Genomic DNA, 24,983 nt, shown 5'->3' on the forward strand with positions numbered 1-24,983 from the left:
GAACATTACCCTGTCGGGCTCTCTACATCCGTAGAGAATACGGTACTCTCTAATTAAGAGAATGCCATATCCACTCTTGTGGAATAGCCCACAGTCAGGGGAAACATGACCGAGAAGATTCTTGTCACGGGCGGCTTCGGGCTGGTCGGGTCGCAAACGGTGCGCCGGCTCGCTGCCGAGGGTCACCGGGTAATCGCGTCTGACCTCGGTACCGAGGAGCAGCGCAAAGCGCCTCTGCCGGACGGCGTCGAAGCGCGGTGGGCCGATCTGACCGATCCCGTTGAAGTAGATCGTCTGCTTGCCGAGACGGCGCCGACGGTGATCATTCACCTGGCCGCCGTCATACCGCCGGTGATCTATCGTCAACCAGAACTCGCGCGCCGGGTGAACGTCGACGCCACCGTGGCATTGCTGCGCGCCGCGCAGGCGTGCCCGCGACCGCCACGTTTCATCCAGGCGTCCAGCAACGCCGTGCATGGCGCCCGCAACCCGCATCGGCACCATGAGCTGCTACGCGACGACACCCCGGTGCGGCCGTCGGATCTTTACGGCGCGCACAAAGCCGAAGCCGAAGAGCATGTGCGGTCCTCCGGCCTGCCGTGGGTGATATTGCGTCTCGGCGGGGTCATGAGCGTCGACCCCGGCGCCATGCCCTTCAGCCTCGACGCGCTGTTCTTCGAGAGCGCACTCCCGGCCGACGGGCGCATGCACAGCGTCGACGTACGCGATGTCGCGGCCGCGTTCGTCGCTGCGACGACGGCCGATGTGCTGGGTGAGACGTTGTTGATCGGCGGCGACGAGACGCACCTGCTTCGGCAGGGAGACGTCGGTAAGGCGCTGGCCGCAGCCCGGGGTCTGGTCGACGTGTTGCCCGACGGCAGGCCCGGTGACCCCGACAGCGACGACAACTGGTTCATCACCGACTGGATGGACACCACGCGCGCGCAGCAGGCGTTGTCTTTTCAGCATCACTCCTGGCCGGACATGCTTGACGAGATGCGCGCCGCCGCCGGCTGGCGGCGCTACCCGATGCAGTTCGTCGCACCGCTCGCCCGGCTCATGCTCAAGCGCCGTGCCGCGTATCGAAATGCGCCGGGGCGGCGCTACGCCGATCCCTGGACCGCCATCGGAGCCCGGATGGGCAACCCGCGCCCGGACGTCGAAGCGCACCTCGCGGTCGTGTGATCAGCCGGCGTCGCGCAGCACCGGCTGCTGCGTCTCGCCGATGGGCGCAAGCTCGCTGAACAGCCCGATTGCCGCCTCGATGGTGCGGTTGACGTACGAAGCGAAATCCTCGAAGGAAATGCGATCTTTGATCCGCCGTGCGCTGGTGACATAGAGACCGATGCGCTGCGGGTCGGAGGATCCGTGCACAACAGCCGTCACTTCGGGGTTCTGCTGGTTCCACACATCGGTGAGTTGCGCCAGCCGAGCGTCTTCGGCGGCAGGGAAGAAATGGGCGGGCGCGATGCGAATTGTGAATACGTCGGAATGCCAGCGAGAGACCCCGAAGTGGACATACAGGCGGCGGGGCAGCGCGTCGGCGATGAAGAAGTATTCCCCGTCGTGCTGGCCGGAGAAGTAGCGGCGCCCGCGTCGGCGCACGTAGCGCTCGATCAGGTCGGCGAGCGGGAGCTGTGGCTCGGTCATGGTAGCTATGGTCGGGGCCCTGCCTTGGTGAATCCTTGGAGCCGAGCCGGCTCGGATCGAAGAATCTGTTGAGAACTTGCTGAGACCAAGGGCGCGTGGCGAGGGTGAGCAGACGCAAAGTCCCCAAAAATCCCTGTCCGGGGAACTTCGGGTCTGCTCACCTTCATAGTGGATACAGCTCCGGGAGATTGACCACGATCGCTTCTTGGGTGCTGCGCGCGATCACCACCTCTGCCGGGTTGTCGGGGTCGGGATTTTCTTCACGGTGGGGCAAATACGGCGGGACGAAGATGTAATCGCCCGGCTGCGTCGAGATCCGCACTTCGCCGCTACCGTCGTGAAAGACGAACTGCGGATTGCCGCTTCGTACGTAAATGGCCGTCTCCGACTCGCCATGGTGATGATTGGCCGACACTGTCTCGGGTGCGACGTGCGTCTCGCCCATCCAGAGCTTCTCGGCGCCGACGGATCGACCACTGAGTGCGGCGAAGCGTTGCAGACCGTCGGTTTGCGCGGTGTCGGAGCTGATCTCCGACGCCTTGATGTGGTGCACGCGATTGCGTGTCGCTAGGCGGTCGGCGTCGTCGAAGTCAGGATGGAATCCGTCTGAAGTACTCATGCCGACGAATCCCGATAAGCCTCAAGCAGTCTTAGCCACAGTTCACTGACCGTTGGGAAGCAGGGGACCGCGTGCCATAATCGGTCGATCGGTACCTGGCCGGCGACGGCGATAGTTGCCGCGTGCAGCAGTTCCGTGGCACCGGGGCCGACCAAAGTCACGCCGAGCACATGACCCCGATCCACATCGACCACCATCCGCGCGCGCCCGGTGTACCCGTCGGCGTAGAGCTTGGCTCCCATCGCGACGTCACCAATTTCGAGGTCAACCGTGCGGACGCGGTGCCCTTGTTGTTCCGCCTGCTGGGCGGTGAATCCGACGGCGGCCGCTTCGGGATCGGTGAAGAATGCCTGCGGCACCGCGTGGTGGTCGGCGGTGGTCGTATGCGCTCCCCATGGGGAGTTGTCCAACCGCGTTCCCGCCGCGCGGGCGCCGATGGCCGCACCGGCTATGCGCGCTTGATATTTGCCCTGATGGGTCAGCAGCGCCCGATGATTCACATCGCCCGCCGCGTAGAGCCAACCGTCGTCGATGCCCAACACGCGGCAGGTGTCATCGACCTCGAGCCAACTGCCGGGTGTCAGCCCTACCGTCTCCAAGCCGATGTCGTCGGTGAGCGGGGCTCGGCCGGTCGCGAAAAGTATTTCATCGGCGACCAATTCGGTCCCGTCGTTCAGTTCTACGACGGCCGGTCCGCCGGCGGACCGTCGTAGCGCGCGGACCCAAACACCCATCCGGACATCCACGCCCGCATCGGTGAGTCCGCGGCCAATGAGTTCACCGACGAAAGGCTCCATCCGGGGTAGCAGGCGGGACCCCCGGGCCAGCAGGGTTACCTCGGAGCCCAATCCCTGCCAGGCCGTGGCCATTTCGACGCCCACACCGCCGGCACCGACGATGGCGAGCCGCTCGGGGACGTAACTGCTGTCGGTGGCCTGGCGGTTGGTCCATGGCCTGACTTCGGCGATGCCCGGCAGGTCGGGCAGCGCAGGCCGGCTTCCGGTGCAGACGACAACCGCTTGCCGGGCGGTGAGCAGCATCTGCTCGTCGCCTGGCGTGGAGACGGCTACCTGCCGCGGACCGGCCAGCCGACCATGGCCACGCACCAGGTCCGCGCCGATGCCAGCCACCCAGTCGGCCTGGCCGGTATCGTCCCAGTCGCTGACGTAACGGTCGCGGCGGCCGAAAACGCCGGTTGGACTGATGGATCCGGTGACCGCCTCGCGTGCCCCATCCAGCCGACGAACATCAGAGAGGGCAAGGACCGGACGAAGCAACGCCTTGCTCGGCACGCAGGCCCAGTACGAACATTCACCGCCGACGAGTTCGCGCTCGACCACCGCAACCCGCAGCCCGCTGGCCCTGGCGCGATCTGCGGCGTTCTGTCCGACTGGTCCGGCGCCGAGGACGACTACGTCGTAGTCCCGTTCCTGCTGTTGTGGCGTCAATGTCGAGAGTCCTTCCAATGCAGTGGTACGGGATGGCGTTCATTCTGCTCCGCTGGCGAGTTGCGCGCCGAGCTCATCTAGACCACGTGCCACCAGGGTCGGTTGGGGCAGACCGTCGATCGGCAGCGGCGCGTTGCCCGGGCGCGTAATCAGCGCGGAACTGAAGCCGACATTGTGCGCGCCGAGCAGATCCCACACGTGCGCGGCGACCATCATGCACTGGGCGGGCTCCACATCTAGCACCTGGCACACGTGTCGGTAGACCGCCGCAGCAGGCTTGAAGGCGTGGCAAGTGTCGACAGTCAGCTGCTGTTCGAAGAATTCCGCGAGCCCTGCGTTCTCAAGCGGTGTTGCCCCGTCCGGCGGGTGAGGAGAGTTGGTCAGGGTAACTAGCCGAAAGCCCTTGGCGCGCAGCTCTAATAGACCGGGCGCCACGTCGGGATGCGCCGGCATACGGCGCATCGCAGACCCCAACTCGTGCACATCATCTTTGGTGACGCTCACCCGGTAGATGTCGGCGAGCATGCGAAGCACTCCCTGGGCAAGCTCGGACAAGTTCGTGTAGTGCTCGGCCAAGGTGAGAGTCATCGAGTACATGATGAGCTGACCGAACCACTCCCGGAGCACGCGCTCATTGCCGAACAACTTCTTGAATAGTGGTGCGAGGGAATTGATATCGAGCAAGGTCTCGTTCACATCAAACACCAGCACAGATGGCGGCACGGGTCAGCTCCCAACTGATTTCGGCTCGGGGATGTCCGGCCGCAGGTATCCGATCAAACATAGGCAGATCAATATCATTCCGATCGCCGGCCACTTGAGAGCGACGAGCGCGGCAGTCAGAAAGACGCCGACGGTGATGAACGATCTCATCCGCAACAATCTGCGAACCCGCTGCGGTATGTCCTCGTGCGAGGGCCGGTCGACGGCCTCCCAACAGAGCGCAAGATATGTGATGTTCACCAGGACGAAGACCGACGCATACAACGTCACCGGTGCGGCAGCCAGTCTGCTGGCCGCAATCCACTCGGTGGTGAACGGGATCAGGGATACCGAGAAAAGGTGCGCGAAATTGGACCACACCAGCCGCGGCGTCGCCTCATCCGCATAGTTGAACAGGTGATGATGGTTAACCCACACGATCGCGATGAACAGGTAACTGACCACATAACTCAGCCCGGTGGGCCACAGTGGCAGCAATGCGCTGAAGGTATCGGGGTGCGGCGGATTCAGCTTGAGAACCAGAATCGTGATGAGTACCGCGAAGACACCGTCGGAGAACGCTCTCACTCGGTCAGGACTGGCTTTTCGCGCAGCCATTGCTACTCCCGCTGGGTTCAGGCCGGTCGGTGATTGCGTTCTTGCAGCACCCAGGCATTTCCGTCCGGATCGCGAAAGTCGGCGAAGCTGGCGTAATCGGCGCGGTCAGGGTCTACGCCCGGAAGAAAACCGCCATGCCAACCGCCCTCGGCGTTCTTGTGCCGGATCTCGCTGACAGTCACCCTGCGCCCGGCCAATACCGCGCGGTAGCCCTCGATGTCGTCGACCACCAAATAAAGTCCTTGGACCGAGCCTGGCCGAGCGTCGGTCAGCCCGACACCGAACTGGATGGACGCGGCCGACCCTTCGGGCGTCAGCTGAATGACCCGAAAGTCTGGCACCGGTGCGTAGTCAACGTCCAGGACGAAGCCGACCTGGTCGCGGTAAAACCGCAATGACCGGTCGGGGTCGGAAACCGGAAGAACGACAACCTCCAGCAGTGCATTCATCCCGCCCTCCCGGAGCCGGTTCGCCCCAGCACTTCATCGGTATCGAGACCGCGGTCGACACCATGAGGGATGACGGTTTGGCCGGGCTCGAGCTGGAGCTGCTTGCCGTCGAGGTAAACGTCGATCTTGTCCGGTTCGAAGGACACCAGATTACCTACACGTCCCACCTCGGTCCACGCGTTGATGTACGACCAGGCAGCGCGCTTGTTTTCGCCGACGTCGTAGTACGAGGCTAGTCCTTTGTAGGGGCAGAAAGTCTGCCCCGCAACGGGTTTGAGCGTATTTTCGTCGACATCCTCACGGGGCACGTACCAGCGCGGGGCGAATCCCGACTCGTACAACACCAGCGGGCGTTGGGTGTCGGCAATGACCTTCTCGCCGTCGCGGACTACGAGATGCCTTGAGGTGGAACGGATATCAATGCGATGGTAGGCGTCGGCAGCATGACCCACAATGCGCTCGTCTTCCTCGTAGAAGGCGTCCATTGAGCGCCAGGCGAATGCCAGTCGGCCGTCGAGGACACTCGCATGCCGTGGGAGTTGGGTGTGTTGCCAGGCGCTGTGGTTCGCCTCTCGCTCGGGAACCTTGACGGTGTACCACTGCGTCTCACCGAGATCGCGATGCTGAGTCACCCGGTTCTCGATGATCAGGATTTCCGGTTCGATGTCACCGCGCGGGAAGTAGGCGACGGGATACCGGCCCGGCTCGTGAAACAACACGACGTCTTCGCTGTCTGCGATCCAGCGGTCGGCGAAACGTATTCGCATGCGGCGCCGCAACGGCTCAGCGTAGAGCAACCGCGCCGGCAGTGGTTGCTCCGTGAGAAAGTGCCCCACCGACCCGGCCGCCAGCGGACCTTGCTGCCATGCCAACCCCATCGCCATGTCCTTTCTTCGCCCAAAGCTGTTATCAGCGGCCGCGTTCAGTCCAAGACGACGACCATCTTTCCGCCGGCTTCTCCGGCCTCCATCACCCGATGTGCTTCGTGAATCTCGTCGAACGAGAACACGCGCGCCGGCTTCGCATCGATCCTGCCATCGGCGACTTGCCGTGCGATGTCCTTGAGCGGGACATCGGAGAGCGGAAAGCCCGGCGACCCAAAGACGAAGCTGCCGAAGAAGTTCAGGTTGACCCCACTGGGCATGCGAAGCAACGGGTTGAAATCGCCGATCGGGTCAAGCCCACCCAACCATCCGGCCAGGCAGGCCGTGCCGCCCCGCCGCAACATGTCGAGGGAGTCCAGGATGGTGCTGTTGCCCACGAGATCGAGGACGGCGTCGATGTGTTTTGCTTCGGCGATGTGTGCGGCCAGGTCGTGTCGTTCCAACTCGACGCGCGAAGCGCCCAGTTGCTCGAGCATCGGGATACGTTTTTCGCTGCGCGCGGTGGCGATGACGCGTGCGTCGGCGGCGACCGCCATCTTGAGTGCGGCCTGACCGAACGCGGACGTCGCGCCGCGAAGTACCAGCGTCTGTCCCGGCTGCAGGTTGAGGTTGCGGAAAAGGCATGTCCAAGCGACGGCATAAGTTTCGGGTAATGCCGCCAATTGTGACCAGGGCAAGTCGGATTCGATAAGGGCGACGTTGGCCGTACGCACGCGGGTGTACTCGGCGTAGCTGCCGTTGATTGTCCGTCCCAGACCTCCCATCAGTGCCGCCACCTTGGCGCCGACCGGAAATTCCCCGCTCGGGCACGAGTCGACAATGCCGACACATTCGATGCCGCTGACTTCGGCCGCTTCTGCCCATTCCCCTCGCCGCATGTGCATCTCGGCGTGGTTGACGCCGAATCCTTTCACTGCGATCACCGCTTCGCCGTCCTTCGGGAGCGGCTTCGGGAGAACGGTGTACACCAGTTTGTCCAGCCCGCCGAACCCGTCCAGAATGATCGCACGCATGGTTTCTCCGCCCGGCCGTTCCCGCACCACCGCGGGTGCGGTAGGCAGCGAGGTGGCGGTCGCGGATTTATTGCGAGTGGCGGTCATAGTTGTTGCTTTCCAATGATGTTCAGTCGATGATCACTTCACGGCGGTATGCCGGGTATGCGTGCCGGTCGGCGCGACAACGGCGTGGCCCGCGACCGTTGTATCGAGTTCCGCAGGTCGACCGACGGACTTTGGCGACCTGATGGTGGACATTGCCTGCCTCGTTCCGAATAGTCAGCAGGCCCTCGGACCGACGGGCGAACCGAAATACTCCCGCACAGATTGGGCCAACTAACCCATTATTATGGATGCTCAGACCAAAAGTTGTCCAGCGTGTTGGCAATCGGGCAGGGTCAGGATTTGTCGCGACGCCGCGTCCGGAGTTTGGGCTCCGCTCGGGCCGCATAGCAGCGCACGTAGTCGAGGGCGGCAGTGACGGCGGCCCGCAATGGTTCCGCGTCGCCCGTCGCGTGGGTGATCATGGCGCCGCCTTGGTGTGCGGCGACAAGCGCGGCTGCCAGGTGACGTGGGTCGGCATCGGAGCGCAGATCGCCGCGCTGTCGCATTGCCGTGAGGCCGCTCCGAAACAGTTCGAGCCATTCGTCGTACCCGGCGCAAAGTTCGTCATGTATTTCGTCGTCGCCGTCGACCAGCTCACCAGCCAGCGACCCATAGACGCATCCGCCCCTGCGATAGACGGTGTCGATGTCGGCAATGCAGGCGTCCGCCCATGCCTGCAGCGCCTCGAAACTGTCCAGTGCACCGAGGGTGGGCTGAGTATGGAAGGCAACGACGTCGTTGCGCCTTGTCGCGATGACCTGACGGATCAGATCACGCTTGTCACGGAAATAGTGCGAGATCTGCGATCCGCCCACCCGAGCGCTATTGCGCACTTCGTCGATGCTGGTATTGCCGACGCCGCGTTCGAACATCAGCCTAGCCGCGACGCCTACGATACGTGCCCGCGTGGCCAGGCCCTTGCGGGTGAACCGCGCTGTGCTTCGGTCAGACACATTGCCGCCTTTGCCGTTACGTCAGGACGCCTCTGCCGCCGATCGCCTCGCGCGGGGCCGCCGCGGCGGGCGCGCCGTTCGTTGCTCGGGATCGGTGGCGAACATGCGAAGGTAGTTGACTGCGAAGCGAGTAGCGTCGGCATGCGGCCATTCGGCCCGATAGGTAAATGCCAGGGTGCCACCGCCCTGGTGCGCGCTGACAATGACCAACGCCAGTCGCCGGGGGTCGGCGTCGGGAACCAGAATCCCGCGTTCCTTCATCCGCTGGATCGAGTGTTCGAGGAGCGAGATCCATTGCCAATAGCCAGCTCCCAATGTGGCGCGCGTCGCTTCGTCGGTCTTCGCCAGCTGTGCTGTCAGGGCGTGGTAGGTGGGTGTGCCCGAAAATCCGATGCGTCTCAGGTAGCGCATATTGAGGTCGAGCCATCGCTCGAAATCGTCGAACGAATTCAGCGCGCCCAGTTTGGGTTGCCGGTGGAAGTCCAGCACCACGCCGATCTGGTGGGTTACCACCGCGCGCACCAGCGCGCTCTTGTCAGCGAAATAGTGAGCAAGCTGCGAGCCGCTCACCGCGGCAGCTTTACGCACGCGGTCCATGTTGAACGCCGCGACGCCCTCGGTGACGATCAGCCTCGCGGCCTCCCGCACGATTCGATCGCGGGTGGCACGCCCTTTGGGAGTCAACCGCTTTTCGGTCCGGGCATCGGGATGGGCCATCGCGTCAGGCTAGCTTGCGGGCGTTTCGGTTTATGGGATATTCAGCCCACTAGTTGAGTCACGCCCTTGCTTTTGTCATGCGGCCTCGCGGGCTTTGCCGAGGAAGTCGCGGATTAGTGCAGTCGCCTGGTCGGCAGCCGACTCCAGCAGGAAGTGCCCGCCGTCGAGCAGATGAATCTCAGCGTTGGGTAAATCGTCTGCGAACGCCTTCGCTCCCGCGGGCCCGAAGATCTCGTCGCCGCGACCCCAGACCGCCAGCAGCGGCACTTCGGTCGAGCGGAAGTAGTCGTGCAGGCGCGGATACAACGGTGAATTGGTGGCGTAATCGCGGAACAGCTTCAACTGAACCTTGTCATTGCCCGGTCGAGAGATCAGTGCATAGTCGTGATGCCAGCATTCTGGGTCCACCAGCGTCTCGTCGGGGACACCGGTGAGATACTGCCAGCGGGTGGCGTCCATGGTGAGGAATTGCCGAACTGCTTTTTCGGTTTCGGCGGTCTGCTCAGTTTGGTAGGCCCACACTATTTTCCAGAAGCTCTCGACGAATCCAGCATCGTAACCGTTGCCGTTTTGGGTGATGATCGCGGTGATCGCGGTCGGGTCACGTAGGGCTAGGCGCCATCCGATGGGAGCCCCGTAGTCCTGCACGTAGATCGCGTATCGGTCGATGCCCAGCGAACTCAATAAGCCCGCTGTCAAGTCGGTCAGCGCGTCGAAGGTGTAGTCAAATTCCTCGACGGGCGGTGCATCGGACAGGCCAAAGCCCAGATGGTCCGGCGCTACCACGTGGTAACTGTCGGCGAGCGCTGGAATCAAATACCGGAACATGCGCGAACTAGTCGGGAATCCATGCAACAGCACCAGGGCGGGCGCGTCCTGTTCGCCGGCTTCACGAAAGAACAGCCGATGACCGTCGACGGTGGCGTAGCGGTGATGAACAGCTGGCATAGGACCCTCCTGAGCAGATTCAGTGCCGCGGCGAACAGAAGGCAGGGTCGCGCCGTCGATAGACTCTGCGGCGATATTTCTGGGATGTGTAACCCATTATGCAGTAAATCCGACGACACGCAATAGCTCCGCCGAAGGTGTTGACCTGGTCACAGGGCCGAGCATATTCTGGGTCGGCCAGCCCAATCTAAATCGTTGGGCGTGGCATCGACACCACGAGGAGGCGGACGTGGCGCGGCTTGTCTCCGTCAATGTGGGCAAGCCCCAGCGGGTTCAATGGCGCGACAAGACCGTCTACACCGGGATCTGGAAAACCCCCGTCGAGGGACCAGTCATGGTGCGCCGCCTCAACATCGACGGCGACGGCCAAGGCGACCTGGCCGGGCATGGTGGCGAACAACGTGCTGTCATGGTGTACCAGACGGAGTCGTACGACTTCTGGAAGACCTACTTGCACCGTGACGACCTCGCGCCCGGCAACTTCGGTGAAAACTTCACCGTGACCGGCCTCGCCGATGACGACGTATGCATCGGAGACCGCTACCGCATCGGCGACGCTGAATTCGAGGTCACCCAGCCCCGCGTTACCTGCTTCCGTGTGGGCATGCGGCTCAACGAGCCGGCCATGCCTAATCTGCTTGTCTCGCAGCACCGTCCGGGTTTCTACTTTCGGGTCATCACCGAGGGGAACGTCTGCGCCGGAGACGACATCGTGCGAACACGTCGTGGCCGCCACCAACTCAGCGTCGCCGATATCGATGCATTGCTTTATCTGCCGAATCGCGACGTCGACCAACTCCGTAGAGCTGTCGACGTTTCCGCGCTCAGTCCTGGTTGGCAACAGTCATTCCAGGACATGTTGGCGGCACAAGATGCGGGCGTCAAGACGGCAGCGCCCGTCGGAGCCATGCCTGCGTGGAATGGGTTTCGTCAGTTGCGGGTGAGCGCGATATGTCGGGAAAGCGCGCAGGTGATGTCGATCCGGCTGGAAGCCGACGACCATGCGTCGCTGCCACCACCGCTTGCCGGCCAGTATCTGACGCTGAGGATTCCGGCTGCCGGCGACCCGCCGCCGATGCGTAGCTACTCGCTCTCCGGTGAGCTCGGCTCTGGCAGCTACCGCATCAGCGTCAAACGCGAGGAACAGGGCTTGGTGAGCCGCTGGCTGCATGATCATGTCCAACCGGGGTCGGTCATTGAGGCCGCTGCACCTCGCGGCGACTTCTACCTGATCGAGGCCGAAAATCCAGTGCTGCTGATCTCCGCGGGAATCGGTGTGACTCCGGTACTGGCGATGTTGCATGCCCTGTCGACACTCCACAGCAGTCGCGAGGTCTGGTGGCTGCACACCACTCACAGTCGTGAAACCCAGGTATTTGCAACCGAAGTCACGACGCTGATCGGATCGTTGCCGAACGCCCGCCAGCAGGTGTTCTACACGCAGGAACAGAATCGCCTGGACCGATCGGCGATTGCGGCATTGGGCCTTCCAGCTGATGCTGATGCGTATCTTTGCGGCCCAACCCAATTCATGACCGACCTGCGCGACGCACTCACCGCAGCCGGGCTCGATCCGGTGCGAATTCACACCGAATTGTTCGGCGCCCTACCGCCGATCAACCCGGGCATCGTCGCCGGCTCCTCGTGCAACCGACCGCACCCCCCTGCGGGAAAGCCCGGGACCGGGCCGCCGATCACCTTCTCCCGCAGCGGGCTTACGGTCAATTGGTCGAGCGATTACCGCAATATCCTCGACCTCGCCGAAGCATGCGATGTGCCAACTCGGTTCTCGTGTCGAAGCGGGGTGTGCCACGTGTGCGTCACCGGAGTCGTCAGCGGGACCACGACTTACGTCCAGCAACCGCTGGAACCGCCCGCCTCGGGAGAAGTGCTGATTTGCTCAGCCTCGCCGCAAAGCGATCTGGTGTTAGACCTGTAGCTACCAATGACGGAGCGCATTACTTCGTATAGACGTGGCGGACAACAGCACTGGAGGAGGCTCGCGGGAGAATCTACACCGGATCGGCTCGCGACGACTTCTCGTCGATAATTTACGACGGAAGCTCTAGCTCGGCCACGACCGGTCGCGCAGCACCCAGCGACTCTCCGAGTGTCCATAGCGCCACCCCGATCAGCACGAGATCCTTGAGCAGGAACTGACCGGGCTGGGCTGACAATACGGGTAAGCCCACGGCGTGGGATTTGACTACCCCTGGCGTGGTGAACAGGAAGCTTAACGTGCCTAGGAAGAGCACTACCGCAAGCGCGCTGCCTATCGCCGACACCCGGGGCCATACTGGCCCCACCGCAATCAGAAGGGCGGCAATTATCTCCATGGTTCCCAGCCCGCGTGCCACCGTGCCGGCGCTGAACACGTGGTAGATCCAGCTCATCAGCGGGCTGTGTTCGATCAGCACGCGGGCTTCCATCTTGACGAACTTGCCGAACCCGATCCAGGCCAGCACGACTACCAGGCCATAGCGGCTGACCAGCACCCCGCAACGGGTCAGTAAAAGTGACGCATAGTGTTGGACATCGTCGGTCACAGGTAGAGATCCTTTCGCAAAATTGGCCCCTGGCGTTCGGTCGCTGCACGACGTCGGCGGCCACCTCACAGCCGTGCGGGACAGCAGCCCAACACTTTTCGGCCGCCGACGGGCGAGACCGATGTGTTCAGCGTTCAGCCTCAAAAATGGAGTGTCAACTCCAAAACAGGTAGATTATGCATGTCTGACACCCAGGAGAGGCTCATGGCACCTGCCCCTTACGACAGGCTCACCGCAAAAGGACGCGCAACCCGAGAACGCATCGTTGCTGCGGCATCGGAATTGATGTTGCAGCGCGGCGTAGCACGCACCACCATCGAGGACATCCAGGAAGCTGCGGCCATCAGCACGTCGCAGATGTACCACTACTTCGCGGACAAGAACGATCTCGTCGCTGCGGTCATCGAATTTCAGACCGAGAATGTGCTCGGCACACAGCATCTCGGGCTCGACCGAATCGAGAGCGTCCAGGACTTGTACCGCTGGCGCGACATCATGGTCGAGTTGGTGCGCGGACTCGGCTGCGTGGGTGGTTGCCCGCTCGGATCGATGGCTAACGAGCTTTCCGAGACGGATCCCCTGGCACGTGCCCGGCTCGCACAGTCATTTGCCCAGTGGGAGAGCGTAATCCACGACAGCCTTACGACCATTGCCGCGCGCGGTGAGTTGCCCGACGGAACGGACGTTGGACGTGCCGCGTTGGCGCTGCTTGCGGGGATACAGGGCGGCTTGTTACTCAGCCAAATCCGCCGCGATACGGCCCCGCTTGAAGCCGCGATGGACGCGATGATCGAACACCTCTGCCAGCACACCCGCCCTACCCGGCGACATTGAGCGGCACCACAGCTGCGACCTCTTGGACACCGGACAGCTCGCTGAATGGCGGTTGGCCAGCATGCACCACGACGGCGTCTTGCTTTCCAAATACCCCTATGTGTGCGTCACATGTGCTGGGCAGTCGTGGCCAGAGCCTGGTGTGAGACCTCTAGTTACGACCCGAGCGCGACCGAAGCTTCCGCCGTGTAGCACAGGAATGTCAGCGTCTCCTGCATGTACAGCTCGACGGTGTCGGCGTCGTGGCTGGTGTAACCGATTGCGACGTCGGTGCCCAGCTGCAGATCGAAGTCACCGCCGCGAGTTGTCAGCACAAACGCGCCGTCGATGGCGGGCGCCCAGATGATGTCCCCGTCGACCAACCGGTTCAGGTGCTCACGGATCGGATATCCGTGTGCGGTGGTCTCGCTGACCTTGGTGTAGACGTCGGCGGACAACAGGACGGAGTAGGGGCCGTCGACGCCGGCCAGGCGAAGCTCCGACAACGCCTGCGAGATGACGTCGGGCATGTCTTTCGCATCCTCGGGCAGTGTCAACTTCGGGTTCGAGCTGGCGCTGCGGACTCCCTCGATCGACGCGGCACTGTAGCCCTCGAACATGGTGCGGTCCTCCACGAAAGCCAGCTTCTTGGCGGCCTTCTTGACGGGATCCCAGTCGGCGTCCTGCGCGCCACGCTCGACGTCGTCGATCTCGTTGCGCGACAAGGTGAACGGAACCCGGAGCCGGACCAGAGGCTTGCTGGCCCGTAGGTGTGCCACCACACCATCGGTGGGCGCCTGCACGTCGATCAGCCGCCCGGTGCCGACCGCCGCGGTGCCGGGGCCGCCGGGACCGCTCACGTCAACCACCCGCCGCCCGGCGATGTGGCGTTTGAAGGTGCGGGTCGCCTCCTCTTCGATTTCCGCCCAGGCCGCTTCGGTGACCGGCGCCAGATCGCGATACAGGTTGTTCATCGGGAGGTTCCTTTCAGGCTGCCGATCGAGAGTGAGCCGTCCGCGGAATCGGACGCGGCTGTCGTTGTGGGCGAGGGTGATTGGGGCAGGGGCGGTGGATCGTCGAGGAAGTCGACGGTGGGCGAGAAGAACATGCCGCCCGTCAGCGCGGTGGAGAAATCCAAAATGCGGTCGGTGTTTCCCGGCGGATCACCGAGGAACATGTTGCGCAACATCCGCTCGGTTACCCGTGGCGTGCGCGAATAGCCGATGTAGTAGGTGCCGAACTCGCCTCTGCCGAGCTCGCCAAATGGCATGTTGTGCCGCACAATCTTCAGCTCGGTGCCGTCGTCGTCGGTGATCACGTTGAGCGCCAGGTGGGAGTTGGCGGGCTTCACGTCATCGTCCATCTCGATGTCTTCGAGTTTGCTCCGGCCGAACGCGCGTTCTTGCTCGGTGACCGACAAAGATTCCCAGGACGCCATGTCGTGCACATACTTCTGCACGTGCACATAGCATGAGCCCGCGAAGTCGGGATCTTCGTCGCCGATCGTCGTGGCGCTGACGGCAATTGGGCCGTCGGGGTTCTCGGTTCCGTCGACGAAGCCCAGCAGGTCGCGGTTGTCGAAGTAGCGGAAACCGTGCACCTCGTCGACAACGGTCACCGCACCGGCCATCGCCTTGAGGATGCGGCCGGCCAGCTCGAAGCAGACGTCCAGGGACTCCGCGCGGATGTGCAACAAGATGTCGCCCGGCGTGGCCGGAGCGATGTGCCGCGGTCCGGTCAGCGCGACGAACGGGTGTAGCTCGGCGGGTCGTGGACCGGAGAACAGTCGGTCCCAGGCATCGGAACCGATCGAGAGGATCGCGGACAAGCGCTTGGTCGGATCGCGGAAGCCGATTGCGCGGACCAGACCGGATACGTCGCCCAATGCGTCGTGCACGGTCGCCTCGCCGCCTTCGTCGATCGTGAGAACAAGGAAGATCGCGGCAGGCGTCAGAGGCGCGAGAATGGGTTGCGGCTGAACCGGAGGCACTCTGCAGACCCTAGCGTGGCGACGGCGAGCGCCGGAAGCGGCGAGGGGGACAGCGCGCAACCGGCCCCGGAATGGACCTCGTCGGCCCAGGACAGCCATGATGTTGGACATGTCGGCCAGCGCAGCAGGCCTCTGCGAGTTCATCGACGCCTCTCCGTCGCCGTTCCATGCCTGCGCCGCGGTCGCCGCCCGGCTCGAGGAGGCCGGATACGCCGAATTGAGCGAGGCGGCCCGCTGGCCTGACCAACCGGGCCGGTACTTCACCCTTCGTGCCGGGTCGCTAGTGGCTTGGAACAGCGAGCGTCCGGACGGCCCCTTCCGGATCGTCGGAGCGCACACCGACAGCCCGAACCTGCGGGTCAAGCAGCATCCCGATCGATTGATCGCCGGCTGGCGGGTGGTGGCATTGCAGCCCTACGGAGGTGCGTGGCTCAACTCCTGGCTGGACCGCGACCTGGGCATCAGCGGACGCTTATCCGTGCGGGAGGCGAGTTCGGGTCACGGCGTCACTCACCGGCTCGTCAGGATCGACGCTCCGATCCTGCGGGTCCCTCAGCTGGCCATCCATCTAGCCGAGGACCGCAAGTCGCTGACATTGGACCCGCAGCGGCACGTCAACGCGGTGTGGGGGATTGATGCCGAACTGGGGTCCTTCGTCGATTATGTCGCCGAGCGGGCCGGCGTGGCTCCGGCCGACGTGCTGGCCGCCGACCTGATGACGCACGACCTGACGCCGTCGCGAGTGGTCGGTGCCGACGCCAGCCTGCTCAGCGCCCCGCGGCTGGACAACCTGGCTAGTTGCTACGCCGGGATGGAGGCGCTGCTGGCCGCCGAGCCACGTGCTGAACTGCCGGTGCTGGCGTTGTTCGACCACGAGGAGGTTGGCTCGTCGTCAGACCACGGCGCGCAGTCGGACCTGCTGGGCACCGTGCTGGAGCGCGTAGTGCTGGCGGCCGGCGGCAGCCGGGAAGATTTCCTGCGACGGGTCCCGGTTTCGCTGCTGGCCTCGGCGGACATGGCGCACGCGACGCATCCCAACTACCCGGAGCGGCACGAGCCCGGCCATCTCATCGAGGTCAACGCCGGGCCGGTGCTCAAGGTGCACCCCAACCTGCGATACGCCACCGACGGTCGCACGGCGGCTGCGTTCGAGCTGGCCTGTCGACAGGCCGGAGTTCCGTTGCAGCGCTATGAGCACCGCGCCGATTTGCCGTGTGGCACCACCATCGGCCCGTTGGCCTCGGCCCGGACCGGCATCCCCACCGTCGACGTCGGCGCCGCCCAGCTGGCCATGCATTCCGCACGTGAGGTCATGGGGGCACAGGACGTGACGGCCTACTCGGCGGCGATGCGCGCGTTCCTATCACCCGAATAGCGTCGGCCACGAGCGCGCGCAAAATGCTGGCCCGAACGGCGTGTCGTCGTACAAACGCGCACCCTCGCGGCCATCTACGATCCGGTTATGGCGCTCAAGGTGGAGATGATCACTTTCGACAGCACTGACCCCGCGACGCTGGCCGGTTGGTGGGCCGAAAACTTCGACGGCGAGACCCGCGAGCTGATCCCCGGAGAATTCTTCGCGGTCACTCGATCGAGTGGACCGCGTATCGGATTCCAGAAGGTGCCCGATCCAACACCGGGAAAAAACCGTGTGCACCTCGATTTCGGCGCCGATGATGTGGACGCCGAAGTGTCACGTCTGACTGGGGCCGGAGCCGCGGAGGTCGACCGGCACCGCATCGGTGACAACTTCCGTTGGGTGGTGCTGGCGGACCCGGAGGGCAACCGGTTCTGCGTGGCCGGGCGGTAGCGCGCTCACCGCGGCGGCCCGACCTAGACTGTCGGGCGTGACGAGCGCGTGGCACCTAGGTGCGCCGAGATGACAGACTCCGTCGAGCACGCCGCGGCCACGCCAGATCACCCCCAGCCGTTTCACGAGCTGGGCCTCAAGGACGACGAGTACCAGCGGATCCGTGAGATCTTGGGGCGGCGGCCCACTGACACCGAACTGGCGATGTACTCGGTGATGTGGAGCGAACACTGCTCCTACAAGTCCTCCAAGGTCCACCTGCGCTACTTCGGCGAGACCACCACCGACGAAATGCGCGCCGGCATGCTCGCCGGCATCGGCGAGAACGCCGGCGTCGTCGACATCGGCGACGGCTGGGCGGTCACGTTCAAGGTGGAGTCGCACAACCACCCGTCCTACGTCGAGCCCTACCAGGGTGCAGCGACCGGCGTCGGCGGCATCGTCCGCGACATCATGGCCATGGGCGCGCGCCCGGTTGCGGTGATGGACCAGCTTCGGTTCGGCGCCGCCGACGCGCCCGATACCCGCCGGGTGGTCGACGGCGTGGTGCGCGGTATCGGCGGCTACGGAAATTCGCTGGGCCTGCCCAACATCGGCGGCGAGACCGTCTTCGACGCATGCTATGCGGGCAACCCGTTGGTCAACGCGATGTGTGTGGGCGTATTGCGCCAGGAGGACCTGCATTTGGCGTTCGCCTCCGGCGCCGGAAACAAAATCATCCTGTTCGGCGCGCGCACCGGGCTGGATGGCATCGGCGGGGTGTCGGTGCTGGCGTCGGACACCTTCGACTCCGAAGGCTCCCGTAAGAAGCTGCCCTCGGTTCAAGTGGGCGACCCGTTCATGGAGAAGGTGCTCATCGAATGCTGCCTGGAGCTGTACGCGGGCGGACTGGTGATCGGCATCCAGGATCTGGGCGGAGCCGGGTTAGCTTGCGCCACATCGGAATTGGCATCCGCCGGGGATGGCGGAATGGCCATCCAACTCGACACCGTTCCGCTCCGGGCCAAGGAGATGGCGCCCGCCGAGGTGCTCTGCAGTGAATCGCAGGAGCGGATGTGTGCGGTGGTCGCGCCCGAGAACGTGGATGCCTTCCTCGCGGTCTGCCGCAGATGGGAAGTGCTGGCCACCGTGATCGGTGAGGTGACCGGCGGTGGCCGGTTGCGGATCACCTGGCACGGCGACACGGTAGTCGACGTGCCGCCGCGCACCGTGGCGCACGAAGGTCCGGTGTACGAGCGGCCGGTCGCCCGTCCCGAATCGCAGGACGCATTGAACGCCGACTGCTCGAAATCGCTGCCACGGCCGGCGACGGGCGACGAGTTGCGCGCGACTTTGCTTGCGCTGCTTGGCAGTCCACACCTGTGCAGCCGTGCGTTCATCACCGAGCAGTACGACCGGTACGTGCGCGGTAACACCGTGCTGGCCGAGCACGCCGACGGAGGCGTGCTGCGCATCGACGAGGCCACGGGCCGGGGCATCGCGCTGTCGACCGACGCGTCGGGTCGCTATACGCTGCTGGATCCCTACGCCGGTGCACAACTGGCGCTGGCCGAGGCATACCGCAACGTCGCAGTCACCGGCGCCACCCCGGTCGCCGTGACCAACTGCCTCAACTTCGGTTCGCCCGAAGACCCGGGGGTGATGTGGCAGTTCGCGCGGGCGGTACGCGGCCTAGCGGATGGCTGTGCGGCCCTTGGGATTCCGGTGACCGGCGGCAACGTCAGCTTCTACAACCAAACCGGGTCGACGGCGATCCACCCGACACCCGTGGTCGGCGTGCTCGGCGTCATCGACGACGTGCAGCGCCGCATCCCAACGGCATTCGGCAGCGAACCGGGAGAAACCCTGATACTGCTGGGCGACACGCGCGACGAGTTCGACGGCTCCATCTGGGCGCAGGTGAGCGCCGACCATCTCGGCGGGCTACCTCCTGTCGTCGACCTGCAGCGAGAGAGGTTGTTGGCCGACGTGCTGCATTCGGCATCGCGCGACGGGCTGGTGTCCGCGGCCCACGATCTGTCCGAGGGTGGGCTGGCACAGGCCATCGTGGAATCGGCGCTCGCGGGTGAAACAGGTTGCCGCATAGTGCTTCCCGACGACGCAAATCCGTTCGTGATGCTGTTTTCCGAATCGGCCGGCCGGGTGCTGGTCGCCGTCCCGCGCACCGAGGAGAGCCGGTTCCGGTCGATGTGTGAGGCACGCGAACTGCCCGCCGCGCGGATCGGCGTCGTCGATCAGGCGTCGGATGTGCTTGAGGTGCAAGGCCTGTTCACGTTGTCCCTGGCTGAACTGCGGACGACCTTCGAGGCGGTGCTGCCGCGATTCTTCGGTTGAGTCGCCTTCGTGCGGTCCGTTTGGCCGGCGCTCTGGTGGGCTGGAGTTTCGTCGGTCCACGGCTTCCGGCCTCGTGGCGCGTGGTTGTGCAGGCGGGCATGGGTGCGCTGCTGGTGCTGGTGACCCGTGCACCGCTGGGCCTGGCCGCGCCGCGACTGTGGGCTGGGGTGCGACTGGGCTCGGCTGCCGGGGCGGTGGCGGCAACCGCAATCGCGGCGACCACAGCCGTCCCGATCGTACGGCTGTCCATGGCCGCGCGTGAGTTGCCCGCGTCGGCGCCGGGCTGGCTGGGGTTGCGGATTCCCGTCGGCACGGTTTGGGCCGAAGAGGCGGCGTTCCGAGCGGCGCTTGCCACCGTGGCCGCCGAGGGTTTCGGTCCGTCCGCCGGAAGGCTGTTGCAGGCCGCCGCTTTTGGCCTGTCTCACATCGCCGATGCACTCGAGACAGGTGAGCCGCCGGCGGCCACCGTCCTGGTCACCGGCGTCGCGGGGTGGGTGTTCGGGTGGCTGGCCGACCGTTCCGGCAGCCTCGCCGCGCCGATGCTGCTACACCTGGCGATCAACGAGGCCGGTGCGGTGGCCGCGCTGGTGGTACAGCGTCGTGCGCAGCACGAAGAGTCTTAGGCTTTCTCTGCTATGGCCGCCCGAGATCGCGTCGATCCGACAAAGACTCGAGAGGCCGTGCTGGCCATTGCGGATTGGCTGCGCGACGTGACCCGCCCGGCGCCCGAGCGCGCTGCGCTGGCGACCGCGGTTCGGCTCACCGCCCGCACCCTTGCGGCGCTCGCGCCCGGCGCCAGCGTCGAGGTCCGCGTACCGCCGTTCGTCGCCGTGCAATGTGTCTCCGGACCCAGGCACACCCGCGGAACACCGCCCAACGTCGTCGAAACCGATGCGCGAACCTGGCTGCTGCTGGTTACCGGGCTGTCATCACTGGCGCAGGCAAAGGCCACCGGAACGCTCACGCTTTCCGGCTCGCGGGCCGGTGAAATCGAACACTGGCTGCCGCTGTTCGATGTGGGCAGAATATAACCCTGAACTGCAGGTTTAGGGTCGCAGAAGGGAATTTCGGGCGCCCAACACGCGTGCCTGATTCGGCGGTGGACAGGTCGTGGCCGTAGACTCCGTTACGTCACTAACCGCGCCCCAGGGAGCCGCCAAGCCGTGACCGTCCCGCAACCCGAGCAAGACCTGAACGCGCCTCGCGAAGAATGTGGTGTATTCGGGGTCTGGGCCCCCGGTGAAGAAGTAGCCAAACTCACCTACTACGGCCTCTACGCGTTGCAGCATCGCGGCCAGGAGGCCGCGGGCATCGCCGTCGCCGACGGATCCCAGGTGCTGGTCTTCAAAGACCTCGGCCTGGTCAGCCAGGTGTTCGACGAGCAAACGCTGGCCGCCATGGAAGGCCACGTCGCCATCGGGCACTGCCGGTACTCGACCACCGGCGACACCACCTGGGAAAACGCTCAGCCCGTTTTCCGCAACACCGCGGCCGGAACCGGCGTTGCGTTGGGGCACAACGGAAATCTGGTCAACACCGCCGAGCTCGCCGCACGTGCCCGCGACGCGGGACTGATCGCCAGGCGCTGCCCGGCCCCGGCTACGACGGACTCCGACATCCTGGGCGCGTTACTGGCCCACGGCGCCGCCGATTCCTCGCTGGAACAGGCGGCGCTGGAGTTACTACCGACCGTGCGCGGCGCGTTCTGCCTGACATTCATGGACGAGAACACGCTGTATGCCTGCCGGGATCCGCATGGGGTACGCCCGCTGTCGCTCGGACGGCTGGACCGCGGCTGGGTGGTGGCCTCCGAAACCGCGGCGCTCGACATCGTCGGCGCCTCCTTCGTCCGCGACATCGAGCCGGGCGAGCTGCTGGCGATCGACGCCGACGGCGTGCGTTCCACCCGCTTCGCCAATCCCACACCCAAGGGCTGCGTCTTCGAATACGTCTATCTGGCCCGTCCCGACAGCACGCTGGCCGGCCGGTCGGTGCATGCTGCCCGGCTGGAGATCGGCCGGCGTCTCGCCCGCGAATGCCCGGTCGAGGCCGACCTGGTCATTGGTGTGCCGGAATCCGGCACCCCCGCCGCGGTGGGATACGCGCAGGAGTCCGGCATCCCCTACGGGCAGGGCCTGATGAAGAACGCCTACGTCGGCCGCACCTTCATCCAGCCGTCCCAAACCATCCGACAGCTGGGTATCCGGCTGAAGCTCAACCCGCTGCGCGAGATAATCCGCGGCAAGCGGCTCATCGTCGTCGATGACTCGATCGTGCGCGGGAACACCCAGCGCGCGCTGGTGCGGATGCTGCGCGAAGCGGGTGCCGTCGAGGTCCATGTGCGCATCGCGTCGCCGCCGGTGAAGTGGCCCTGCTTCTACGGCATCGACTTCCCGTCACCGGCTGAGCTGATCGCCAACGCCGTCGAAGACAAGGGCGAGATGCTCGAAGCGGTACGCCATGCCATCAACGCCGACACGTTGGGCTACATCTCCCTGCGCGGTCTGATCGCGGCCACCGAGCAACCCGCCTCGCGACTGTGCTGCGCGTGCTTCGACGGCACATATCCCATCGAGCTGCCCAGCGAGACCGCGCTGGGCAAGAATGTCATCGAACACATGCTGGCCAATGCCGCACGCGGAGTGGGCCTGGACGACCTGGCGCCCGACGACGTGCCGGTCAGTCGCTGACAAGAACTAACTTGGCGCTGAAAGTGGTTTGCTCCCGGCGGATGCGTGCCGCCCGGTAGCCTTTATCGCGATGACGGATCCCGCAAAAAGCTCCGGAAGAGGCCAGGGCATCACCTACGCGTCGGCGGGGGTGGACATCGAAGCCGGTGATCGCGCCGTCGAATTGTTCAAGCCGCTGGCGGGAAGGGCGACCAGACCCGAGGTGCGCGGCGGGCTGGGCGGATTCGCCGGCCTGTTCGCGCTGCGCGGCGACTACCGCGAACCGGTGCTGGCGGCCTCCACCGACGGTGTCGGTACCAAGCTGGCCGTCGCGCAGGCGATGGACAAGCACGACACCGTCGGCCTCGACCTGGTCGCGATGGTGGTCGACGATCTGGTGGTCTGCGGCGCCGAGCCGCTTTTCCTGCAGGACTACATCGCAGTCGGCCGAACGGTGCCGGAACGACTGAGCGCCATCGTCAGTGGCATCGCCGAAGGGTGCGTGCGGGCGGGCTGTGCGCTGCTGGGGGGCGAGACGGCCGAACACCCCGGCCTGATGGAACCCGACCACTACGACATCTCGGCCACGGGAGTCGGCGTGGTGGAGGCCGACGACGTCCTGGGCCCCGACCGCGTCAGACCCGGTGACGTCATCATCGCGATGGGCTCGTCGGGATTGCATTCCAACGGGTATTCGCTGGCCCGCTCGGTTCTGCTGGAGATCGACCGGATGAACCTGGCCGGCTATGTGGAGGAGTTCGGCCGCACCTTGGGCGAGGAGTTGCTGGAACCCACCCGCATCTACGCCAAAGACTGCCTGGCGCTTGCCGCCGAAACCCACGTCCGCACGTTCTGCCACGTCACCGGTGGAGGAGTGGCCGGCAACCTGCAACGCGTCATCCCGCACGGGTTGGTGGCCGAAATCGACCGCGGCACCTGGACGCCCGCACCGGTGTTCGCCATGATCGCCCAGCGTGGCCGGGTCAGGCGTGAGGAGATGGAGAAGACGTTCAACATGGGCGTGGGGATGATCGCCGTCGTCGCGCCCGAGGACACCGATCGAGCTCTGGCGATCTTGACCGCCCGGCACTTGGACTGCTGGGTGCTGGGAACCGTGGCCAAAGGCGGAAAAGAAGGCCCGCGCGCCAAACTGGTGGGACAACACCCGAGGTTCTGAGCGCTGGCTGTCAGAACTATACGGAATTCAGGGCGCCGACGCGCCTCGCATCGGCAGGGACAAGTGCGAAGGGTTAGCGGCGCCAGTGCGGTTCGTCATCCCACGCGTCGTCTGGGCTGTCGCCATCCAGATCGTTGGAATCGTCGGCACCCGTTCCGGACAGCTCGCGCTGGAGCCGTTGGAAGTCGGTCTGCGGGGAGCTGTACTTAAGTTCTCGAGCAACCTTGGTCTGCTTTGCCTTAGCCCGGCCGCGGCCCATGGGGGAACCCCCTCGCGCAATAACGGAGCGGCCTAAAGTAGGCGGCTCCGATCTCTGGTGTCGTTTATTGTCCTGCCGACAGTTTACCGTGCCTCACGGTTAGACGTCGGTGACCCCTGTCCGCCGTGTGGTGGACCTTGTAGTCAATCATCGCCTACCACTCCGCAACCGTTCAACAGCCAGTCTGCCCGCGCCGACCCCGTCCGCAGGCGGCAGCGAGTCCGCGTCGATCGCCGCGGCGACGAATTCGTTTTCCGGGCCTACCGGCCCGATCGCTAGCTCGGTGTCGGCTGGTAGCCCTCGTTTGACGAGTGCCAGCGCCACCGGACCGAGATCCACGTGCTCGACGACTGTGCCCAGGCGCCCGACAGCGCGACCGCCGGCCAGTACCGGGGCACCGGTGGATGGCCTTTCCACAGAGCCGTCGAGGTGCAGCAATACCAGCATGCGAGGCGGTTTGCCGAGATTTTGCACCCGCGCGACGGTCTCTTGGCCGCGATAGCAGCCCTTGTCAAGGTGGACCGCCGCGCCGATCCAACCCACTTCGTGGGGGATGGTGCGCTCGTCGGTGTCGACGCCAAGGCGCGGGCGCAGTGCCGTGACCCGATGCGCCTCATAGGCCCACACGCCTGCCGGTCGGACTCCCGCCCGCGTCAAACGCTGCTTCCAATCGGCGCACTGGTCACGCGCGACCAGCATGTCCAGTTCGAGTTGGTCGACGGGGGAATCTGGCGTTCGGCGGATGAACCCACCGCCGGGCAGTGGAACTGCGGTTGTTTCGGTGGGTAGCTCGTCCAGCCCCAGCGCCTCTAGCACGGCCGGGTCGGACAACCGCGGTCCCAGCAGCGACAGCACCGACATGTCCGCGGTGTCCGGGGTGACGTCGGACCAGAACACCATCTTGCGCAGGTAAGCCAGCAACGGTTCGCCGCGCCAAGGCTCGGTGTCCAGATACGTGGTGCCGTCCAGCTCGGTTTGGATCCAGTGATCCTCAACGCGGCCTTGGCCGTCCAGGCTGAGATTCTGCGTGCTGGCGCCATCGGAAAGTTCCGAGACGTGCTGCGTCGAGATGTTGTGCAACCAAGCCTGCCGGTCACCCCCGGCCAACGTGAGCACCGCGCGGTGCGAGCGGTCCACCAGCACGGCGCCGGTCTCTGCCGCACGCTGCTCGCCCAGCGGATCGCCGTAATGCCAAATCGAGCCGGCGTCGGGTCCGGGATCGGGTGCAGGCACTGCGTGGTTCACGTCTCAACTCTACGGATTGGGCGCCGCGGCCCCGGCCCGCCGAGCGTGAAGC

General features: G+C 64.9%; 24 protein-coding genes and 1 pseudogene. 10 read left to right on the top strand and 15 right to left on the bottom strand.

What is annotated here, in order from left to right:
* The first annotated feature begins 105 nt into the window (after positions 1 to 105).
* Complete coding sequence (locus A9W99_RS11355; RefSeq protein WP_067377086.1) at positions 106 to 1,185, top strand: NAD(P)-dependent oxidoreductase; 1,080 nt, start codon at positions 106 to 108, stop codon at positions 1,183 to 1,185.
* On the opposite strand, the gene A9W99_RS11360 is transcribed toward A9W99_RS11355, so the two are convergent.
* The 10 genes and pseudogenes from A9W99_RS11360 to A9W99_RS11410 form a co-directional block, all read right to left on the bottom strand.
* Positions 1,186 to 1,650 carry a hypothetical protein gene (locus A9W99_RS11360; RefSeq protein ID WP_067377089.1) on the bottom strand — a complete coding sequence of 155 codons (465 nt, stop codon included), beginning with the start codon at positions 1,648 to 1,650 and terminating at the stop codon, positions 1,186 to 1,188. It lies immediately after the preceding gene.
* A 163-nt stretch (positions 1,651 to 1,813) separates the two neighbouring features.
* A complete protein-coding gene (locus tag A9W99_RS11365; RefSeq protein ID WP_067377092.1) occupies positions 1,814 to 2,269 on the bottom strand; it encodes a cupin domain-containing protein in 456 nt (151 codons plus the stop codon).
* Positions 2,266 to 3,717 carry an NAD(P)/FAD-dependent oxidoreductase gene (locus A9W99_RS11370; protein ID WP_082929951.1) on the bottom strand — a complete coding sequence of 484 codons (1,452 nt, stop codon included), beginning with the start codon at positions 3,715 to 3,717 and terminating at the stop codon, positions 2,266 to 2,268. Before A9W99_RS11370 ends, A9W99_RS11365 begins: the two co-directional genes overlap by 4 nt.
* A gap of 39 nt (positions 3,718 to 3,756) precedes the next feature.
* Complete coding sequence (locus tag A9W99_RS11375) at positions 3,757 to 4,440, bottom strand: haloacid dehalogenase type II (RefSeq protein WP_067377098.1); 684 nt, start codon at positions 4,438 to 4,440, stop codon at positions 3,757 to 3,759.
* A gap of 3 nt (positions 4,441 to 4,443) precedes the next feature.
* Complete coding sequence (locus tag A9W99_RS11380) at positions 4,444 to 5,037, bottom strand: TMEM175 family protein (protein ID WP_067377101.1); 594 nt, start codon at positions 5,035 to 5,037, stop codon at positions 4,444 to 4,446.
* Positions 5,038 to 5,054: 17 nt separating this feature from the next.
* Positions 5,055 to 5,486, bottom strand: coding sequence for a VOC family protein (locus tag A9W99_RS11385; RefSeq protein ID WP_067377104.1), 432 nt, complete (start codon positions 5,484 to 5,486; stop codon positions 5,055 to 5,057).
* Complete coding sequence (locus A9W99_RS11390) at positions 5,483 to 6,364, bottom strand: DUF427 domain-containing protein (RefSeq protein WP_067377457.1); 882 nt, start codon at positions 6,362 to 6,364, stop codon at positions 5,483 to 5,485. The genes A9W99_RS11385 and A9W99_RS11390 overlap by 4 nt, the downstream gene beginning before the upstream one ends.
* Positions 6,365 to 6,408: 44 nt before the next feature.
* The gene (locus A9W99_RS11395) at positions 6,409 to 7,470 is read right to left on the bottom strand and encodes a zinc-binding alcohol dehydrogenase family protein (protein ID WP_082929952.1); all 1,062 of its coding nucleotides are present in this window, start codon (positions 7,468 to 7,470) and stop codon (positions 6,409 to 6,411) included.
* A gap of 293 nt (positions 7,471 to 7,763) precedes the next feature.
* Positions 7,764 to 9,140 (bottom strand): annotated as a pseudogene (locus tag A9W99_RS27740) (TetR/AcrR family transcriptional regulator).
* Between the two features lie 75 nt (positions 9,141 to 9,215).
* Positions 9,216 to 10,088 (bottom strand): alpha/beta fold hydrolase, encoded by an 873-nt coding sequence (locus tag A9W99_RS11410; RefSeq protein ID WP_067377113.1) that lies wholly within the window; start codon positions 10,086 to 10,088, stop codon positions 9,216 to 9,218.
* A 229-nt stretch (positions 10,089 to 10,317) separates the two neighbouring features.
* Here A9W99_RS11410 and A9W99_RS11415 point away from each other — a divergent pair, with 229 nt between their 5' ends.
* The gene (locus tag A9W99_RS11415; RefSeq protein WP_067377116.1) at positions 10,318 to 12,027 is read left to right on the top strand and encodes an MOSC and FAD-binding oxidoreductase domain-containing protein; all 1,710 of its coding nucleotides are present in this window, start codon (positions 10,318 to 10,320) and stop codon (positions 12,025 to 12,027) included.
* 112 nt (positions 12,028 to 12,139) lie between these two features.
* On the opposite strand, the gene A9W99_RS11420 is transcribed toward A9W99_RS11415, so the two are convergent.
* On the bottom strand, positions 12,140 to 12,634 hold the full coding sequence (locus A9W99_RS11420; RefSeq protein ID WP_253869743.1) for a YkgB family protein: 495 nt from the start codon (positions 12,632 to 12,634) through the stop codon (positions 12,140 to 12,142).
* A 204-nt stretch (positions 12,635 to 12,838) separates the two neighbouring features.
* On the opposite strand from A9W99_RS11420, the gene A9W99_RS11425 reads away from it, so the two are divergent.
* Entirely contained in the window at positions 12,839 to 13,468 is a 630-nt protein-coding gene (locus tag A9W99_RS11425; protein WP_067377466.1) for a TetR/AcrR family transcriptional regulator, read from the top strand.
* A 155-nt stretch (positions 13,469 to 13,623) separates the two neighbouring features.
* Here A9W99_RS11425 and A9W99_RS11430 read toward each other — a convergent pair whose 3' ends face one another.
* Positions 13,624 to 14,421 (bottom strand): family 1 encapsulin nanocompartment shell protein, encoded by a 798-nt coding sequence (locus A9W99_RS11430; RefSeq protein ID WP_067377119.1) that lies wholly within the window; start codon positions 14,419 to 14,421, stop codon positions 13,624 to 13,626.
* A complete protein-coding gene (locus A9W99_RS11435; protein ID WP_067377122.1) occupies positions 14,418 to 15,437 on the bottom strand; it encodes a Dyp-type peroxidase in 1,020 nt (339 codons plus the stop codon). Before A9W99_RS11435 ends, A9W99_RS11430 begins: the two co-directional genes overlap by 4 nt.
* Before the next feature lie 109 nt (positions 15,438 to 15,546).
* On the opposite strand from A9W99_RS11435, the gene A9W99_RS11440 reads away from it, so the two are divergent.
* The 7 genes from A9W99_RS11440 (at position 15,547) to purM (ending at position 23,427) form a co-directional block, all read left to right on the top strand.
* Positions 15,547 to 16,812: a M18 family aminopeptidase gene (locus A9W99_RS11440; protein ID WP_172828852.1), complete on the top strand. Its 1,266-nt coding sequence runs from the start codon at positions 15,547 to 15,549 to the stop codon at positions 16,810 to 16,812.
* Positions 16,813 to 16,899: 87 nt separating this feature from the next.
* Positions 16,900 to 17,247 (top strand): VOC family protein, encoded by a 348-nt coding sequence (locus A9W99_RS11445; protein ID WP_067377127.1) that lies wholly within the window; start codon positions 16,900 to 16,902, stop codon positions 17,245 to 17,247.
* A gap of 69 nt (positions 17,248 to 17,316) precedes the next feature.
* Complete coding sequence (gene purL, locus A9W99_RS11450; RefSeq protein ID WP_067377130.1) at positions 17,317 to 19,581, top strand: phosphoribosylformylglycinamidine synthase subunit PurL; 2,265 nt, start codon at positions 17,317 to 17,319, stop codon at positions 19,579 to 19,581.
* A complete protein-coding gene (locus tag A9W99_RS11455; RefSeq protein ID WP_172828853.1) occupies positions 19,578 to 20,204 on the top strand; it encodes a CPBP family intramembrane glutamic endopeptidase in 627 nt (208 codons plus the stop codon). The genes purL and A9W99_RS11455 overlap by 4 nt, the downstream gene beginning before the upstream one ends.
* A 12-nt stretch (positions 20,205 to 20,216) precedes the next feature.
* Positions 20,217 to 20,612 (top strand): sterol carrier family protein, encoded by a 396-nt coding sequence (locus tag A9W99_RS11460; RefSeq protein ID WP_067377136.1) that lies wholly within the window; start codon positions 20,217 to 20,219, stop codon positions 20,610 to 20,612.
* Between the two features lie 132 nt (positions 20,613 to 20,744).
* Positions 20,745 to 22,271 carry an amidophosphoribosyltransferase gene (gene purF, locus A9W99_RS11465; RefSeq protein ID WP_067377139.1) on the top strand — a complete coding sequence of 509 codons (1,527 nt, stop codon included), beginning with the start codon at positions 20,745 to 20,747 and terminating at the stop codon, positions 22,269 to 22,271.
* Between the two features lie 70 nt (positions 22,272 to 22,341).
* On the top strand, positions 22,342 to 23,427 hold the full coding sequence (gene purM / locus A9W99_RS11470) for a phosphoribosylformylglycinamidine cyclo-ligase (protein ID WP_067377142.1): 1,086 nt from the start codon (positions 22,342 to 22,344) through the stop codon (positions 23,425 to 23,427).
* A 73-nt stretch (positions 23,428 to 23,500) separates the two neighbouring features.
* On the opposite strand, the gene A9W99_RS11475 is transcribed toward purM, so the two are convergent.
* Together A9W99_RS11475 and A9W99_RS11480 are read right to left on the bottom strand one after the other, a co-directional pair.
* On the bottom strand, positions 23,501 to 23,686 hold the full coding sequence (locus A9W99_RS11475; RefSeq protein WP_067377145.1) for a DUF3073 domain-containing protein: 186 nt from the start codon (positions 23,684 to 23,686) through the stop codon (positions 23,501 to 23,503).
* 147 nt (positions 23,687 to 23,833) lie between these two features.
* Positions 23,834 to 24,931, bottom strand: coding sequence for a folate-binding protein YgfZ (locus tag A9W99_RS11480; RefSeq protein ID WP_067377148.1), 1,098 nt, complete (start codon positions 24,929 to 24,931; stop codon positions 23,834 to 23,836).
* Positions 24,932 to 24,983 lie beyond the last annotated feature (52 nt).

The sequence above is a fragment of the Mycobacterium sp. 1164966.3 genome (assembly GCF_001665395.1).
Lineage (GTDB): Bacteria > Actinomycetota > Actinomycetes > Mycobacteriales > Mycobacteriaceae > Mycobacterium.

Bases quoted from the DNA above. Each gene is read 5' to 3' on its own strand.
- A9W99_RS11390 (WP_067377457.1), bottom strand. From the start codon at position 6,364: ATGGGGTTGGCATGGCAGCAAGGTCCGCTGGCGGCCGGGTCGGTGGGG.
- A9W99_RS11440 (WP_172828852.1), top strand. From the start codon at position 15,547: ATGTCGGCCAGCGCAGCAGGCCTCTGCGAGTTCATCGACGCCTCTCCG.
- A9W99_RS11475 (WP_067377145.1), bottom strand. From the start codon at position 23,686: ATGGGCCGCGGCCGGGCTAAGGCAAAGCAGACCAAGGTTGCTCGAGAA.
- A9W99_RS11380 (WP_067377101.1), bottom strand. From the start codon at position 5,037: ATGGCTGCGCGAAAAGCCAGTCCTGACCGAGTGAGAGCGTTCTCCGAC.
- A9W99_RS11425 (WP_067377466.1), top strand. From the start codon at position 12,839: ATGGCACCTGCCCCTTACGACAGGCTCACCGCAAAAGGACGCGCAACC.
- A9W99_RS11395 (WP_082929952.1), bottom strand. From the start codon at position 7,470: ATGACCGCCACTCGCAATAAATCCGCGACCGCCACCTCGCTGCCTACC.
- A9W99_RS11445 (WP_067377127.1), top strand. From the start codon at position 16,900: ATGGCGCTCAAGGTGGAGATGATCACTTTCGACAGCACTGACCCCGCG.
- purL (WP_067377130.1), top strand. From the start codon at position 17,317: ATGACAGACTCCGTCGAGCACGCCGCGGCCACGCCAGATCACCCCCAG.
- purM (WP_067377142.1), top strand. From the start codon at position 22,342: ATGACGGATCCCGCAAAAAGCTCCGGAAGAGGCCAGGGCATCACCTAC.
- A9W99_RS11460 (WP_067377136.1), top strand. From the start codon at position 20,217: ATGGCCGCCCGAGATCGCGTCGATCCGACAAAGACTCGAGAGGCCGTG.
- A9W99_RS11385 (WP_067377104.1), bottom strand. From the start codon at position 5,486: ATGAATGCACTGCTGGAGGTTGTCGTTCTTCCGGTTTCCGACCCCGAC.
- A9W99_RS11355 (WP_067377086.1), top strand. From the start codon at position 106: ATGACCGAGAAGATTCTTGTCACGGGCGGCTTCGGGCTGGTCGGGTCG.
- A9W99_RS11360 (WP_067377089.1), bottom strand. From the start codon at position 1,650: ATGACCGAGCCACAGCTCCCGCTCGCCGACCTGATCGAGCGCTACGTG.
- A9W99_RS11365 (WP_067377092.1), bottom strand. From the start codon at position 2,269: ATGAGTACTTCAGACGGATTCCATCCTGACTTCGACGACGCCGACCGC.
- A9W99_RS11430 (WP_067377119.1), bottom strand. From the start codon at position 14,421: ATGAACAACCTGTATCGCGATCTGGCGCCGGTCACCGAAGCGGCCTGG.
- A9W99_RS11410 (WP_067377113.1), bottom strand. From the start codon at position 10,088: ATGCCAGCTGTTCATCACCGCTACGCCACCGTCGACGGTCATCGGCTG.